The sequence below is a fragment of the Nocardia sp. NPDC047648 genome (assembly GCF_040642815.1).
Lineage (GTDB): Bacteria > Actinomycetota > Actinomycetes > Mycobacteriales > Mycobacteriaceae > Nocardia > Nocardia gamkensis.
Genome location: NZ_JBEYSX010000002.1, coordinates 667,195 through 681,833, shown reverse-complemented (window position 1 = coordinate 681,833; position 14,639 = coordinate 667,195). Strand labels below are relative to the sequence as shown.

14 protein-coding genes and 1 tRNA gene are annotated in these 14,639 nt (G+C 69.0%); 2 read left to right on the top strand and 13 right to left on the bottom strand.

Annotation, left to right across the window (positions count from 1 at the left end):
* Positions 1–4: 4 nt before the first annotated feature.
* The 8 genes from ABZ803_RS07545 to ABZ803_RS07510 form a co-directional block, all read right to left on the bottom strand.
* A complete protein-coding gene (locus tag ABZ803_RS07545) occupies positions 5–826 on the bottom strand; it encodes an RNA polymerase sigma factor SigF (RefSeq protein WP_357033995.1) in 822 nt (273 codons plus the stop codon).
* A 79-nt stretch (positions 827–905) separates the two neighbouring features.
* Entirely contained in the window at positions 906–1,430 is a 525-nt protein-coding gene (locus ABZ803_RS07540; protein WP_357033993.1) for an STAS domain-containing protein, read from the bottom strand.
* Positions 1,431–1,582: 152 nt separating this feature from the next.
* Positions 1,583–2,248 (bottom strand): PAS and ANTAR domain-containing protein, encoded by a 666-nt coding sequence (locus tag ABZ803_RS07535; RefSeq protein ID WP_357034363.1) that lies wholly within the window; start codon positions 2,246–2,248, stop codon positions 1,583–1,585.
* 300 nt (positions 2,249–2,548) lie between these two features.
* Positions 2,549–3,550, bottom strand: coding sequence for a PfkB family carbohydrate kinase (locus ABZ803_RS07530; protein WP_357033992.1), 1,002 nt, complete (start codon positions 3,548–3,550; stop codon positions 2,549–2,551).
* A gap of 379 nt (positions 3,551–3,929) precedes the next feature.
* Positions 3,930–4,241 carry a cold shock domain-containing protein gene (locus ABZ803_RS07525; RefSeq protein ID WP_357033990.1) on the bottom strand — a complete coding sequence of 104 codons (312 nt, stop codon included), beginning with the start codon at positions 4,239–4,241 and terminating at the stop codon, positions 3,930–3,932.
* A 450-nt stretch (positions 4,242–4,691) separates the two neighbouring features.
* Positions 4,692–5,126, bottom strand: a complete 435-nt coding sequence (locus ABZ803_RS07520) for an Hsp20 family protein (RefSeq protein ID WP_357033988.1) — start codon at positions 5,124–5,126, stop codon at positions 4,692–4,694.
* A 397-nt stretch (positions 5,127–5,523) separates the two neighbouring features.
* Positions 5,524–5,599: transfer RNA gene (locus ABZ803_RS07515), tRNA-Gly, on the bottom strand.
* Positions 5,600–5,670: 71 nt separating this feature from the next.
* The gene (locus tag ABZ803_RS07510) at positions 5,671–6,885 is read right to left on the bottom strand and encodes an MFS transporter (RefSeq protein ID WP_357033986.1); all 1,215 of its coding nucleotides are present in this window, start codon (positions 6,883–6,885) and stop codon (positions 5,671–5,673) included.
* A gap of 93 nt (positions 6,886–6,978) precedes the next feature.
* On the opposite strand from ABZ803_RS07510, the gene ABZ803_RS07505 reads away from it, so the two are divergent.
* Positions 6,979–7,308, top strand: a complete 330-nt coding sequence (locus tag ABZ803_RS07505) for a helix-turn-helix domain-containing protein (RefSeq protein ID WP_357033984.1) — start codon at positions 6,979–6,981, stop codon at positions 7,306–7,308.
* A 21-nt stretch (positions 7,309–7,329) separates the two neighbouring features.
* Here the strand turns inward: ABZ803_RS07505 and ABZ803_RS07500 are convergent, their stop codons facing one another.
* The 4 genes from ABZ803_RS07500 to rpsO all read right to left on the bottom strand — a co-directional run bounded on the left by ABZ803_RS07500 (position 7,330) and on the right by rpsO (position 12,523).
* The gene (locus tag ABZ803_RS07500) at positions 7,330–7,752 is read right to left on the bottom strand and encodes a hypothetical protein (RefSeq protein WP_357033982.1); all 423 of its coding nucleotides are present in this window, start codon (positions 7,750–7,752) and stop codon (positions 7,330–7,332) included.
* Between the two features lie 144 nt (positions 7,753–7,896).
* On the bottom strand, positions 7,897–9,237 hold the full coding sequence (locus ABZ803_RS07495; protein ID WP_062976337.1) for a pitrilysin family protein: 1,341 nt from the start codon (positions 9,235–9,237) through the stop codon (positions 7,897–7,899).
* 38 nt (positions 9,238–9,275) lie between these two features.
* The gene (locus ABZ803_RS07490; RefSeq protein WP_357033980.1) at positions 9,276–11,564 is read right to left on the bottom strand and encodes a polyribonucleotide nucleotidyltransferase; all 2,289 of its coding nucleotides are present in this window, start codon (positions 11,562–11,564) and stop codon (positions 9,276–9,278) included.
* Positions 11,565–12,253: 689 nt separating this feature from the next.
* Positions 12,254–12,523 (bottom strand): 30S ribosomal protein S15, encoded by a 270-nt coding sequence (rpsO, locus tag ABZ803_RS07485; RefSeq protein WP_039799352.1) that lies wholly within the window; start codon positions 12,521–12,523, stop codon positions 12,254–12,256.
* Positions 12,524–12,781: 258 nt separating this feature from the next.
* Between rpsO and ABZ803_RS07480 the strand changes: the two genes are divergently transcribed.
* The gene (locus tag ABZ803_RS07480; RefSeq protein WP_357033978.1) at positions 12,782–13,600 is read left to right on the top strand and encodes an alpha/beta hydrolase; all 819 of its coding nucleotides are present in this window, start codon (positions 12,782–12,784) and stop codon (positions 13,598–13,600) included.
* 3 nt (positions 13,601–13,603) lie between these two features.
* On the opposite strand, the gene ABZ803_RS07475 is transcribed toward ABZ803_RS07480, so the two are convergent.
* On the bottom strand, positions 13,604–14,575 hold the full coding sequence (locus tag ABZ803_RS07475) for a bifunctional riboflavin kinase/FAD synthetase (protein WP_051175376.1): 972 nt from the start codon (positions 14,573–14,575) through the stop codon (positions 13,604–13,606).
* Positions 14,576–14,639 lie beyond the last annotated feature (64 nt).

Below are 14,639 nucleotides of genomic sequence, written 5' to 3'. Positions count from 1 at the left end.
GCGATCAGTCGCGCAGAGCGCGCTCTCGGAGTTCGGCGAGCGTCCTCGACAGGACGCGCGAGATGTGCATCTGCGAGACGCCGAGCGCGGCGGCGATCTGGGCTTGCGTACATCCTTCGAAGAAACGCATGCGCAGTACGCGCCGCTCGCGTTCGGGCAGTTCGGCCAGCAACGGGGCGACCGCGAGCGCTTCGTCGGTCAGGTCGTAGGAGGGGTCCTCCTCGCCGAACGTCTCCGCGACCCGAACGGCGGCGCTGCCGGTGTCGTCGTCATCGATGACGGCATCGATGGAGTTCGTGGAGTAGGCGTTACCCGCCAGCAGCGCTTGCGTGACCTCGGTCAGGTCGATGTTCAGCTCCACGGCGATCTCGAGCGCGGTGGGCATTCGTCCCAGACGCTGGGACAGCCGCTCCACAGCAGGGCCGATGGAGAGCTGGATCTCCTTGATCCGGCGCGGGACCCGCACCGCCCAGCTGTGGTCCCGGAAGTGGCGGCGCACCTCCCCCATGATGGTGGGGACCGCGAACGACAGGAACGACGGTCCCCGTCCCGGGTCGAACCGGTCCACCGCGAGCACCAATCCCACGGCGGCGATCTGGTACAGATCGTCGTAATTCTCTCCGCGGCCGACGAAGCGACGGGCGATATGCTCGGCCAGCGGCAGGCACCGGCGCATGATCTCTTCCCGCAGCCGCGGACGTCCGGGGTCGTTCTCGGCCATCGCGTGCAACTTCTCGAGCCACGGTTCGATTCCGTCGTAGCTGTCGGTTCCTCGCCGGGCCCGGCGGGGCGTGGCGGTCCTGTGGTTCGCGGTCGCCAGTGACATGAGCTTCCTCGATTCCCCTTTTCCAGCGGTCGACGCGCTCGTGCGATGGCCGACGAGGCGACGGTCGCCGAGTACCGCCCTACCGTTGCGTCAAGCGCTCGTGGGCGGTCTTGTTCGTATTTCGAACGGCCGAGCGGTGTGAATGTGCGTTTGCGGGATGCGGCCGCTGCTCCCCGTCCGTACGCCCCGCCGCCTCGTCCGCCCGGGCAGCCGCGGAGGACCGGCACACGCGCGGCCGGTCGCTTCCGTGCATCGCGGGCGCCGGGCACGCCATGGCCGGTACGCTCTGCCGCACCGCCAGCAGGTCCAGGATGCGCCGCACCGGTACCTCGTCCGGCACGGTCATGCCGACCGGTACGCCCGCTCGCGCACCCCATTGCGCCAGCTTCAGCAGCACGCGCACGCCCGCGCATGACAGAAAACGCACCTCGCACAGGTCGATGACCACCAGAAGAGGGTTCGGCGTTGTGTCGCAGTATGTTTCGACGATCTCGGTCATCGACGTGAAGCATCCCTCGGCCGTCGCCGCATCGAGTTCACCGTGTGTGACGAGGATCAGGCCGTCGCCGGTTCGGACGCCTTCCACGCCGTTCTGACAGGTCATGCGCACCTCCGGCGGCCGGGATCGGCACAAGACCGCAACTTCGAGCCTGGCAGTGAGCGCCGGTGGTGTCAGTGCGATATACGAAGTCTCTCGGGGCATCGGTCCGGAAAACGAAATGCCCCGCGGCGTTCCGGCCGCCGGTCGCTCGATGATCAGTCGCGGGGCATGCGGTGGTGGACGGTGAGCAGGATGTGGTCGAAGGCGGCGACCAGGTCCGGCGGTGGCGGCGGCACGAGGAGCAGCTCCGTGATCAACTGCTGGGCGAGCGCCCGCAGCTTGGTATTGGTTTCCTGCGAACGCCAGCGCAGGACCTGGAACGCTTGCTCGGCGCTGATCCGATAGATGCGCATGAGCACGCCTTTGGCCTGCTCGATCACGGCGCGGTTCTCATAGAGTCCGGGCAGCGTCGCGGCCAGCATGGCTTCGTGCGCCTCGGCGAGGGTGTCGGAGAGGTCGACGTAGAAGCCGGAGGTACCGACCGCGGTGCCCGTGTCGTCCAGGATCCGGTCGGCGACGACGAGCACGGTGTGTTCCTGGCCGGACAGGTCGATGAACCGATGCCTGCTCGAGAAGGGTTCGCCGTGATCGATGGCGCGTGTGATGGTCTCGGCCACGTGCGTGCGGTCGTCGGGGTGTTTGTGCGCGAGCAACAGCTCTGTGGTGGGCTCGATCTCGCCGGGCCGGTAGCCGTGCATGCGATAGACCTCCGCGGACCATTCCCACCGGCGGGTGGCGAACCAGAACCGGAAGCTTCCGACCGCAGGGGGCTCGGACGGTGCCGAACCGGTGGGGGGCAAGACGGACGTGCGGGGCTCCATATGCCGAGTCATGGATGCAGTGCCTCTCCGAGGTACAAGGGGCTTGCGGCCGCAACGGGTCCGCGGGCCGCTGCCATCCCTCGACGGGATCACGCGGACGCGGGCGCGTCGGGCCGAGAATCCGCTGTTGACTCAACGGCCGGCGCACGCGCACATCGTGGCGGCAACCGGGGACCCACGAGCCAGTATGTCATCCGTGTCCCGCCCGGGTGCGATAAGCCCGGAACAACGCCCGGCAAACGAGCCCACCCAGGAATTCTCAATCCTCGGTAATCGCCTGGCATCCAGAGCTTTCGCATGTCACATCCTCGGTTCGCCCCAGGCGGCAGGCACTCCGGAAACCGTGGCCTGCTCCGATTCCGAGAACGCCGCGGCGGCACCGGAGCCGACGAACTCGGCCGCCGCGAGTACCGCACGGCGCACCGCGCTTTCGGGTCCGCTGCCCTCGCCCAGGTGGGCTGCCGCGGCGATGGCGAAACTGTCGCCGGCACCGCAGGCGTCGCTGCCGTCGGGCGCCTTGGCCGCGGCCGGAAGCGGGATGCGCAGGCGTTTGCCCGACGCGCGCAGGCACATCAGGGCGCCCTCCGATCCGAGGGTCACCGCGATCGCCTGCACGGCCCACCCTTTGGCGAGTCTCCACAGGTCCGGACCGTCATCGAGCCGACCGGACAGCAGGGCGAGCGCTTCCTCGCGACTCGGGGTGACCAGCGCCGCACCCGGGATCGGGACGGATCCGCGCGGATGGGGATCCCAGACGACCGGGACGTGCGCGGCGTGGGCGCGCAGCAGCGCGCGGATCTGCGGGTGGGTCGCGGTGCCGCGACCGTAGTCCGAGACCACGACGGCGTGCGCCGCCGCGAGAGCGGCGTGCGCCGCCTCGGGCAGCTGGTCGGTGCCGAGCCGTCCCGTGCCGGAATCGATCCTGGTGATCAGGACCGGCCGCCCGGGCTCCTTGGTCCTGGCGTGCCCGTTCGGGGCCGCCCACGGACCGATCGCTCGCACCCGCTGCTTGCATACCGTCGAACCGCGCAAGGGCAGCGCGATGACCCGGACGTGGCCGTCCAGCAGTCCGCGCAGCCGGATAGCCGCCTCGTCGGAGGCGAAGCCCGCGATGAGGACGACTTCCCGCTCTCCCGTCGCGGCGAGCCGGGCTGCCAGTCCTGCCCCACCGGGACGGAACGTCCGGTGTGCGACGTCGACGACAGGAGCCGCGGAATTCGGGCTGCACCGGTCGGCGCGACCGTCGACGTCGATGTCGAGCAGCGCGTCGCCGATCACGACGAGCGGATCGGCCGCCGCCATCAATCCCGCTCCAACGCGTCTTCCGACGCCGCGCACCGACTCGCGCCTGTTCCGGGCGCGGCGGGCGGTGGCGGACCGGTCTCCGACCCTGTCGCTGCGGCCCCGCTCAGCGGGCCTGCGTGCTCGGACACCATGGCGATCTGCACTGCCGGCTCCGTTCGCCGCGGACGACTGGGTCGAATAGCAGTAACCGATCCGGGCCTCACGGCGAAGCCCGCAGGTGCTGACATGCCCGGCCCGATCGGGACGAAACATGCGAAGCCGAGATACCGCCCGAATCGCACCCTGAACTGCGCCGATCAGCGCACAGCTTCCGGTACGTCGGCTGTGCCCGAACGAATCCGGGGACGACGGACGCGCGGTCCCGATGCGGCGGGAACTACCGCCCGGAGGTACCGGGGCGTGGGTAGGGACGCACCGTCGCCGCTTCGGGTCCGCGGTCGGTGATCGTGGTGGTGAAGACGACGGCTTGCCCCGGGCGGAGGGTTTTGTATCCGCGGGTGTCGATGGCGCGGAAGTCGACGAACACCGGGCTCGTGCGGTCATCGGGCTCGAGGTAGCCGAAGCCCTTCTCGGTGTTGAACCAGGCGACGGTGCCGTGGCGCCATTCGCCGGCCGTGGCGGGCACGACGGTCTCGCGATGCCTGCGTGGCGGCCGGGATCGAACAGGGGCATGCGTGGCGATTGTCATGGGAAAGCGTGTCGCGGGGAGCGGGAGCTGCGGGCCCGGGACACCGGGTACCGGGCCCGCGTCGGAAGAGAGTGACGTGACGGTTCGATCGGTCCGGAGCATCACCTGCCTTTCGCTGTGCTCGTCTTTCCATTGGCACCGGCTGAGCCTCTTCCCTCGCGGAGGTCCGCGCTCGCGCGGGTGCTGACGGTGCGCGGGGATTCGGCCGTGCAGGGCGGCCACTTCCGGGGAGCGCCGCAGCCCCGGCACCCCCTCGTGGGCAGAAGCCAGGCGCGGCGGCGCAGGCGGACATCGCGCGGGAGCCAGAGCTTCGCAAAGGATTTCGTCCACCTCGGCGAACAGCAGCTCGAGTTCGGCATCCAGCAGCGGTGGCTCGCAGACGTCATCCCACGTGTCGAGCATGGTCACGACCCTTCACCTCCTACCGGAATGTGCTGGGCCCCGCGGCGATCAGGCGTCGATCACCTGGTGGCCGTTACCGCGGGCGACCTCGATCTTGCGTGGTTTGGCCCGTTCGGCGACCGGGATTCGCAGCCGGAGTACGCCATCGGTGTAGTCGGCGCCGATGCGCTCGGTGTCGAGTCCCTCTCCGAGGAATATCTGACGGCTGAACACTCCACGCGTGCGCTCCGCGGCGATCATCTCCCGGCCGACGTCCAATTCGGGGCGCTGTGCGCGCACGGTGAGGACATTGCGTTCCATGTCCAGGTCCAGGGAGCCGGGATCGATACCGGGTAGATCGAGCTCGACCACGAATTCCTCGCCCTCGCGCCAAGCGTCGATCGGCATGACGGCCGGGTGTGCTGCCGTGCCGAGCACTTGTTGCGTGAACCGCTCCAGGTCGCGGAACGGGTCGGTACGCATCAACATGGTCGCCACCTCCAACTCACTCCATCTACCTCGTGGTACCGAGATAACCTGTGTTGAATCAGATAGATTTCTTATAGCACTATCCAAAAATGGATGCAAGAGGTCGTGGTAGGCAAACTTCGGAGTTCGCGGTACAACCGTGACGGAGCGGCGCCGTTTCGCCCGCCGCATGTCGGCCGCCCGGCGATGCCGGTACTTCTCGGCTTCGGCATGACGCGGTTCCGGAGCAAGCCACGAGTGCACCCCTTTTGAGGGCGCGATACCGGACCGCGCTCGTCGGTCACCGCACTACCGCGGTCGGCTCTGAGCGGGAATATCGAACGACGTGTGAGCCGGATGCGCTCGAACAACACCGGAACCTGGAATGACCTGCTCGTTCCGGGCGACTCCGGAAGCGGGTCGGGGGACTTCGTGGAGCGGATGACGGGATTCGAACCCGCGACCCTCACCTTGGCAAGGTGATGCGCTACCAGCTGCGCTACATCCGCATTCGCATCGCTGTGACCGTGATGCGACACAGAACATTAGCGGACACTCATGGCAAAAAGCCAATCGCCGCTCATGCCCGCTGGACCTGCGCCCGGTCGCGGCGCAGGCCGAGACCGGCCGCGAGCAGGCAGGCGAGGGCGACCACTCCGACGAACCAGGGGAACACCGTGCTCAGACCCCAGGTGGTGGCCGCCCAACCGGCCAGGATGGTGGGCAGGGCCATCGCCGAGTAGGCGAGCAAGTAGTACGCCGACATCGTCTCGCCGCGCTTGTGCTGCGGCACGACCTCCGACAGGTGGCGCAGCGATCCGCCGAAGCCGAGACCGAAGGTCGCACCCAGCGCGACACCCGCGGCGAGCACGGCGATCCAGTTGTGCGTGGCCAGCGCGGGCACCGTCAGCAGCAGCGCCAGCGCCATGCCGGTGTCGCCGAGGATCGCGGCCCACCGGGCGGGTACGCCGGTCGCGAACAGTTGAACCGTGGCGCCGGAGAGCGCGGTCGAGGCGACGACGGCGCCGCCGAAGACCAGGTTGTGAATGCCGGTCTGCTGCGTGGCCAGCGAGGGGTACAGCGACAGCAGCACGCCCAGCACCGACCAGGCCGCCATCACGCCGATGGCGGAGAACCAGAAGTCGCCGCGAATCTCCTGCGGTACAGCGGGTTTCGCGATCCGGATGCGTCCGGCCACCCGGGCCGAGTGCGGTTCGCGCAGCGCGAGCACTCCGGCGCCGATCGCCAGGCAGACGACGGTGATCACGACGTAAGGCGTGCGCAGCGGATGCGGTGCGTACTGCGCCAGCAGCGCCGAGCCCAGGATCGCCACCGCCATCCCCACGTTGAAGGCGACACCGCTGAGTTGCCCGGACCGCGCGCCGCGGTGCGGACGTAGATCCAGCAGCGCGGCGGCCCCCGCGACCACGGTCGAGCCGACCGCGATGCCGTGCAGCGCACGCGCCAGCAGCAGCATCGGCACGCTGTCGGCGAGCACGAACACCAGCAGCCCGGCGACCATCGTGGCGAAAGCGCCGAGCAGCACCGGTTTCCGGCCGACCACGTCGGAAATCCGCCCGGACACCAGCACCGCGCCAAGGGCGGCCACCGCGTACACCGCGAACACGATGGTCGTGGTGAGTGGGGAGAGATGCCACTGCTTCTGATAGATGCCGTAGAGCGGCGCCGGAACGCCCGAAACCCCCAGCGCTACGCCACTGGCCGCAAGGACCAGGGCATAGGCCCAGGGCTGTGCGGTCTGCTCATCGACGGCCACCGCCATTGTCGCTGCCATCGGAACTCCGATCAGGTAAGTTTGATGATGATCGAACCGCAGTCGACGATACATCCAGTACGACGATCATCAAACCTGAGAGTGAGCCGGATCATGCCCGATACGCGAGACGCGGACCAGCAGGCGCCCCCGGTGGCCGCGTTGCCCGCGGTGCTCAGCGCGCTGCAGGACCCGGTGCGCCTGGAGATGGTGCGCCGGCTCGGCAACGCGGGAGCGGCGGTCCGCTGCGGCGCGCTCTACGAGGTGATCAACAAATCGACCGCCACCCACCATTTCAAGATCCTGCGTGACGCGGGCGTGATCGAGCGCCTGATCATCGACGGTCACACCTGCCAGCGCCTGCGCGTCGACGACCTCGAGGCCGCCCTGCCGGGGCTGGTGCCGACGATCGTCGCGGCCGCCAATCGCGCCCGCGGGGAGTGACCCTGCCGAGGCAGTGCGCGCTCAGCAGTTGTCGAAGCGCCACTGCCCGTCGATGAACGTCCAGGTCTTCGGCTTCGTGTCGTCCTGCCCCGCGCGGGCGTCGGAGTGCTCGGCCGTGACCGTGCCGGTCGAGCCGGAGGTGGTGACGGTGATCCGCGCGGGCTCGGACTTCAGGTCCCGGCCGTCGTAGAGCTGCGCCATGGACGCCACGTAGTCGTCCTCGTTGAGCGTGAGCTTGCACCGCGCGGAACGGAACCGGTACGCGGCGGCGTAGTCGTGACTCGCCAGCGCGTCGGTCATCTTCGTGGCTTCCGCGCGCAGTGCGGACTCGGTCGGCTCGTCCGCCTTGCCCGCCTCCGCGTCCGTTCCGCCGCACCCGGACAGCACGAGGACGGGCAGCGATACCGTCACCAGCGCGCGAAGGGCACGATTCGTTCGGTTCATCTCGACTCCTTGCCAGAGATCGCCGGATCTCATACCCGGACAATCGAGTTCAGCGCCCTCCAACGGGGACCGAGGGCCGGGCGGCGGAAACAGTATCGCGGTAACGGATTCCCCGCCAAGCCGCGGTCCCCTCGCTCGCGACGATCAGCTCGGCACCAACCGCCGGACGGCGGCCGGTAGCTCACGGGTGCGCTTGTACGGCCCGGCGACCGACGCGGCGAAGGGCCGCGCGAGCAGCGTGCGCGCGACTGCGGACACCTCCTCGGTGGTGACGGCGTCGATGCGGGCCAGGGTCTCCGACACGCTGCGGTGGTTGCCGTAGCTGAGTTCGCTGCGCCCCAGACGATTCATGCGCGAGGCGGAGTCCTCCAGGCCGAGCACGAGCCCACCGCGCAACGAGCCCTTGGCGCGTGCGCACTCGGCGTCGCTGATGCCGTCGGCGGCGACTTCCTCCAGGACGCCTCGGGCCAATGCCGCCACCTCGCCCAGGTTCTCCGGCTGGCAGCCGATGTAGACCGAGAACGCGCCGGTGTCGGCGAAGGTGTCGACGCTGGAATACACCGAGTAGGCCAGCCCGCGTTCTTCCCGGATGCGTTGGAACAGACGCGAACTCAGCCCACCACCGACCACGGTGTTCAGCACCGACAGCGGCCAGCGCCGCTCCCCTTCGTGCCGCCCGAAGGCGCGCACGCCGAATGCCAGATGCGCCTGCTCACTGTCGCGATGACTCCAGTGCAGTTGCGGAGCGCCGTGCGGCCGGAACCTGCCCTCGCGCCGCGGTGCGGGCGTCGCCGCGGGTTCCAGCCGGTTCTCGAAAGCACGGTGCACCAATTCCACGGTGTGGTCGTGCTCCACGTTGCCCGCGACCGCGATCACCATCCGGTCCGGCCGGTAACGCCGCAGGTGGAACGACCGCAGTTGCGCGGCCCGCATCCCCTCGATGGATTCGACGGAACCGATCACCGGACGCCCGATCGGATGATCACCGAACAGCGCGGCCAGGAAGGAGTCACCGACCAGGTCCTCGGGATCGTCGTCGCGCATGGCGATCTCCTCGAGCACCACCTGCCGCTCCACGTCCACGTCCGACGCCCGGCACAAACCGTTGAGCACCACGTCCGAGACCAGATCGACGGCCAGGGGCAGGTCCTCGTCCAGGACGTGCGCGTAGTAGCAGGTCTGCTCCTTCGCGGTGAACGCGTTGAGTTCACCGCCGACCGCGTCCATCGCCTCGGCGATGTCCAGGGCCGAGCGCGTCGGCGTCGCCTTGAACAGCAGGTGCTCCAGGAAGTGCGCTGCGCCCGCGACGGTGGGGCCTTCGTCACGCGACCCGACGCCGACCCAGACGCCGACGGACGCCGAGCGGACGCCGGGCAGATGCTCGGTGACCACGCGCAATCCGCCGGGCAGCACGGTGCGCCGTACTCCGCTGTCCGAGTCCGCCCGCAGCTCGAGTGACGAACCCCCCTGCCCGGTGCTGAGCAGAGGGGTTGTCGTCTTCTTCTTCGTCACAGGGACAAGTACTACTCGGTCCCGGCCGAACCCGCATCGGCCGCGTCGTCGCCGGGCTCCTCGGTGTTCTCCTCGACCGGCACGAGCGAGATCTTGCCGCGGTTGTCGATGTCGGCGATCTCCACCCGCAGCTTGTCGCCGACGTTCACCACGTCCTCGACCTTGGCCACCCGCTTGCCGTTGCCCAGCTTGGAGATGTGCACCAGACCGTCGCGGCCCGGCAGCAGCGAGACGAACGCGCCGAAGGCGGTGGTCTTGACGACCGTGCCGAGGAAGCGCTCGCCGACCTTCGGCAGCTGCGGGTTGGCGATGGCGTTGATCGCGTCGATCGCGGCCTGCGCCGACGGGCCGTCGGTCGCGCCGACGAACACGGTGCCGTCGTCCTCGATGGAGATGTTGGCGCCGGTCTCCTCGGTGATCTGGTTGATCACCTTGCCCTTGGGGCCGATCACCTCGCCGATCTTGTCGACCGGGATCTTGATCGCGGTGACGCGCGGCGCGTACGGGCTCATCTCGTCCGGGGTGGCGATGGCCTCGGCCATCACGTCCAGGATCGTGGCGCGCGCGTCGTGGGCCTGGCTCAGCGCACCGGCCAGCACCTGCGAGGGGATGCCGTCCAGCTTGGTGTCCAGCTGCAGCGCGGTGACGAACTGGGGGGTGCCCGCGACCTTGAAGTCCATGTCGCCGAAGGCGTCCTCGGCGCCGAGGATGTCGGTCAGCGCGACGTAGCGGACCTCTTCCTCACCCTGGTCGTTGGTGATGGTGTCCGAGACCAGGCCCATCGCGATACCGGCGACCGGCGCCTTCAGCGGGACGCCCGCGTTCAGCAGCGACAGGGTGGAGGCGCACACCGAGCCCATCGAGGTGGAACCGTTGGAACTCAGCGCCTCCGAGACCTGGCGGATGGCGTACGGGAACTCCTCCTGGCTGGGCAGCACCGGGATCAGTGCCCGCTCGGCCAGCGCGCCGTGGCCGATCTCGCGGCGCTTGGGCGAACCGACGCGGCCGGTCTCACCGGTGGAGAACGGCGGGAAGTTGTAGTGGTGCATGTAGCGCTTGCTGGTCTCCGGGCCGAGCGAGTCGACCTGCTGGGCCATCTTCACCATGTCCAGGGTGGTGACGCCGAGGATCTGGGTCTCGCCACGCTCGAACAGGGCCGAGCCGTGCGCCCGGGGCACCACCGCCACCTCGGCGGACAGTGCGCGAATGTCGGCCAGGCCGCGGCCGTCGATGCGGAAGCCGTCGGACAGGATCCGCTGACGCACCAGCTTCTTGGTGACCGAGCGGAACGCCGCGCCCAATTCCTTCTCGCGTCCGGCGAAGTCGTCGACGAGCCGCTCGAGCACGGCGAGCTTGATCTGGTCGATCTTCTCCTCGCGCTCCTGCTTGCCGGAGATACTCAGCGCCTCGCTCAGCTCACGCTTGGCGGTGCCCTCGACGGCCTCGTACACGTCCTGCCCGTACGGCGGGAAGAGCGGGAACTCCTCGGTGGGCTTGGCGGCCAGCTCGGCCAGGTCCTGCTGAGCGCGGCACAGGCGGGCGATGAACGGCTTGGCGGCCTCGAGGCCCTCCGCGACGACGGCCTCGGTCGGCGCCTGCGCACCGCTCTCGACCAGCGCGATGACGTTCTCCGTCGCCTCCGCCTCGACCATCATGATCGCGACATCGCCGGAGTCGACCACACGGCCCGCGACGACCATGTCGAACACGGCGCCCTCGAGCTGCTCGGTGGTCGGGAAGGCGACCCACTGGGACCCGGCCCCGTCGTGGATCAGCGCGACGCGCACGCCGCCGACCGGCCCGGAGAACGGCAGGCCCGCGATCTGGGTGGACGCGGACGCGGCGTTGATCGCCACCACGTCGTAGAGGTCCTTCGGGTCCAGGCTCAGCACCGTGACCACGACCTGGATCTCGTTACGCAGGCCTTCGACGAACGACGGGCGCAGCGGCCGGTCGATCAGGCGGCAGGTCAGGATCGCGTCGGTGGAGGGACGGCCCTCACGGCGGAAGAACGATCCCGGGATGCGACCCGCGGCGTACATCCGCTCCTCGACGTCGACCGTCAGCGGGAAGAAGTCGAACTGGTCCTTGGGCTGCTTGCCCGCGGTGGTGGCCGACAGCAGCATGGTCTCGTCGTCCAGGTAGGCGGCGACCGAGCCCGCGGCCTGCCGGGCGAGGCGTCCGGTCTCGAACCGGATGGTGCGGGTGCCGTAGCTGCCGTTGTCGATCAGCGCGACGGATTCGTACACGCCCGGTTCGACCTCGACGGCGGTGCTCTTGCGTTCAGTTGTTTCGGTCATTCTTCTCTCTCAACCTCTCGTCTTCGCCGGCTCGAGCGCACGGTGGCGCGATCCGGCTGTCGTCAGCCGTACCGGGTACGGACGCGCGGCAACCCTCCTGGCTGCGACGCGCGCACCCGGCCGAATCCCCTTGGAAACGGCGACGCGGAGGCGGTCATCGATCGAAGCCCGACGGCGTCAACTCGCTGCCGATAGGCCACTACCGAAGACCGACGCCACGCGGGCGGGTGCATACGGCTGTGCAATGTTGTCGTGCGCAGGGGGGCGATCCACCCCTATACACAAATAGCCAACGGAGCGATTGTACGTCTCCCCGTCGGCTGGACCAGCGACCGCCTCGGGCACTCCATGTCGGACCGCCTGTTATCGCCACCGCGGTTCACGAGGTGCGGACCCGACTCCCGGGAGTCGACCGAACCCACCGGCCCTCGCGGTCGCCGAACGGCTTCTGTCATATCGGCACACCGGGCCGGGCACGCCTCGGCCCGCGGCGGGCGGGTCCGAACTCACCCCACACACTGAAGCGCGCAAGTCCACCACGGCGGCCATACCACCGCAGGGTCGCGCGCCGTTCGCGGCCCGGCTCGCGTCGAGGGATCGCTGCGTCCGCGACGAAGTCGCAGGCAGCGGTCGCTCGGACGCGAACCATGAGGGGCCGCGAACCTCGGCGCCGAAAGCGCCGGAAAGAACTATCGACGCAGCCCGAGGCGCTCGATCAGCGAACGGTAGCGGTTGATGTCGTTGTCCTGCAGGTACTTCGACAGCCGCTTGCGACGACCGATCAGCGCCATCAGACCGTGCCGGGTGTGGTGGTCGTGCTTGTGCTTCTTCAGGTGCTCGGTGATGTCGGCGATCCGCTTGGACAGCAGCGCGATCTGCGCCTCCGGCGAACCGGTGTCCTTCTCGTGCAGGCCGTACTCGGCGAGAATCGCCGACTTCTGCTCGGTGGTCAGCGCCATGGGGCATCCACTCCTGTTTCTCAGTTCCGCGCTCGAAGGTCCGGTTACCCGGGTATGGGCGCCACCGCGGACCGCAGCAAACCCGAGGGACCACCCTACCGGACCGGGCGCCGCACGCCGAAATCGCGGCCCGCGGATCTCGCCCCCGGTTCCGGCCGCGCGCGGCAGGGAAGCACCGGCATTACCTTCCGGGTAATCGACTCCGCGCGGTCCGGCTGCGAATCTTCTTGTCGTACTGCCGAATACGAGGAGAAGACGATGCCCTATCTGGAGACGACCGACGGCACCCGCCTGGCCTACGAGGACTACGGAACCGGAGCACCGATCGTGTTCATCGCCGGGTGGGCGCTGAACACGGAGATGTGGGAGTACCAGGTCCCGTTCTTCGTCGAGCGGGGTTACCGCTGCGTGCTGCTCGACCGGCGCGGGCACGGCCGCTCCGACCGGCCGTCGACCGGATACGACCTGGACACCCGCGCCGACGACGTGGCCGAGCTGATCGAACACCTGGACCTGCGCGAGCTCACCCTGGTCGCCCACTCCGCCGGCGGCGCGGAAGTCGCGCGCTACCTGGCCAGGCACGGCACCGCGCGGGTCGCGCGCATCGCGCTGTTCGCCACCACACTGCCGTTCCTGCGGCAGACCGAGGACAACCCCCACGGCCTGCCGGACGAGGCGGCCCTGGCCTCCGTCGCGCAGTGGCGCACCGACCGGCCCAAATGGTTCGCCGACCGCGCGCAAGGATACTTCGCCACCCACCTCGGCAACGACGTCTCCCCCGCGCTGATCGAGCACGAGACGCGCCGCTGCCTGTCCGCCGCGCCGTGGGCCACCATCGCGGTCTGGGAGTCGACCTTCCCGTCCGACCACCGCGAGACCCTGCGGAAACTGCCGATACCCGCGCTGGTCGTGCACGGGGTGCCGGATCAGTCCATCCCGATCGACGCCAGCAGCAGGCGCACCGCGGAACTCGTTCCGGACTGCGTCTACAAGGAGTACCCGACCGCCGGGCACGGCCTGTACATCACGCATGCCGCGCAGCTCAACGACGACCTGCTCGACTTCATGAAGTCCTGACGCTCACCCGGCGTCGACGGCGATGAGGATCTTGCGCGCGGTCTCCACGTCGCGGCCCATGCACTCGACGAGCTCCTCCACCGACTCGAACTTGCGCTGGCCGCGGATGTGCTCGACGAAATCAACCGCGACGTGCTGACCGTAGAGATCGGCCTCGCCGTCGAGCACATAGGCCTCGACGGTGCGGGCGCGGCCGGAGAAGGTCGGGTTGGTGCCCACCGAGATGGCGGCCATGGCCCGCTCGCCGGGGGTGACGGTCCCGATGGTGGGGCCGGGGCCGAGCACGGTGAACCATCCGGCGTACACGCCGTCGGCCGGAATCGCGGCGTGCATCGGCGGCGCGACGTTCGCGGTGGGGAAACCGAGTTGCTTGCCGCGGCCGTCACCGTGCACGACGACGCCCTCCACCCGATGGGGGCGTCCCAGCGCCTCGGCTGCCGCCGCCATGTCACCTGCGTCGACGCACGCGCGGATGTAGGTCGAGGAGAAGGTCACGGCGTGTTCGGCGAGCAGCGTCACGCCGTCGACCTCGAAGCCGAAGCGCTTACCGAGTTCGCGCATGGTCTCGACGGTGCCCGTGGCCTTCTTGCCGAAGGTGAAGTTGTCCCCGACCACGACCTCGACCACGTGCAACCGCTCCACCAGCAGGTCGTGCACATAACGCGCGGGAGTCAGCTTCATGAACTCGTGGGTGAAGGGCATGACGCAGAACACGTCCACGCCCAGTTCCTCGGCCAATTCGGCGCGGCGGGTGAGGGTGGTCAGCTGCGCGGGGTGCGAGCCGGGGCGGACCACTTCCATCGGGTGCGGATCGAACGTCATCAGCACGGCGGGCACGCCGCGCGCGGCGGCGGACTTCACGGCCCGGCTGATCAGCTGCGCGTGGCCGCGGTGCACACCGTCGAACACACCGATCGTGAGGACACAGCGCCCCCAGTCCGCGGGCACCTCGTCGAGACTTCGCCATCTCTGCACAGTGCGCAGCCTACGCAAATCAGGTAGCGAACAGTATTCGGGCGTGCCGATCTCACACAACGCT

Coding starts and splice junctions, on each gene's coding strand:
- ABZ803_RS07545 (WP_357033995.1), bottom strand. CDS start 826: ATGTCACTGGCGACCGCGAACCACAGGACCGCCACGCCCCGCCGGGCC.
- ABZ803_RS07540 (WP_357033993.1), bottom strand. CDS start 1,430: ATGACCTGTCAGAACGGCGTGGAAGGCGTCCGAACCGGCGACGGCCTG.
- ABZ803_RS07535 (WP_357034363.1), bottom strand. CDS start 2,248: ATGGAGCCCCGCACGTCCGTCTTGCCCCCCACCGGTTCGGCACCGTCC.
- ABZ803_RS07530 (WP_357033992.1), bottom strand. CDS start 3,550: ATGGCGGCGGCCGATCCGCTCGTCGTGATCGGCGACGCGCTGCTCGAC.
- ABZ803_RS07525 (WP_357033990.1), bottom strand. CDS start 4,241: ATGACAATCGCCACGCATGCCCCTGTTCGATCCCGGCCGCCACGCAGG.
- ABZ803_RS07510 (WP_357033986.1), bottom strand. CDS start 6,885: ATGGCAGCGACAATGGCGGTGGCCGTCGATGAGCAGACCGCACAGCCC.
- ABZ803_RS07505 (WP_357033984.1), top strand. CDS start 6,979: ATGCCCGATACGCGAGACGCGGACCAGCAGGCGCCCCCGGTGGCCGCG.
- ABZ803_RS07500 (WP_357033982.1), bottom strand. CDS start 7,752: ATGAACCGAACGAATCGTGCCCTTCGCGCGCTGGTGACGGTATCGCTG.
- ABZ803_RS07490 (WP_357033980.1), bottom strand. CDS start 11,564: ATGACCGAAACAACTGAACGCAAGAGCACCGCCGTCGAGGTCGAACCG.
- rpsO (WP_039799352.1), bottom strand. CDS start 12,523: ATGGCGCTGACCACCGAGCAGAAGTCGGCGATTCTCGCCGAGTACGGC.
- ABZ803_RS07480 (WP_357033978.1), top strand. CDS start 12,782: ATGCCCTATCTGGAGACGACCGACGGCACCCGCCTGGCCTACGAGGAC.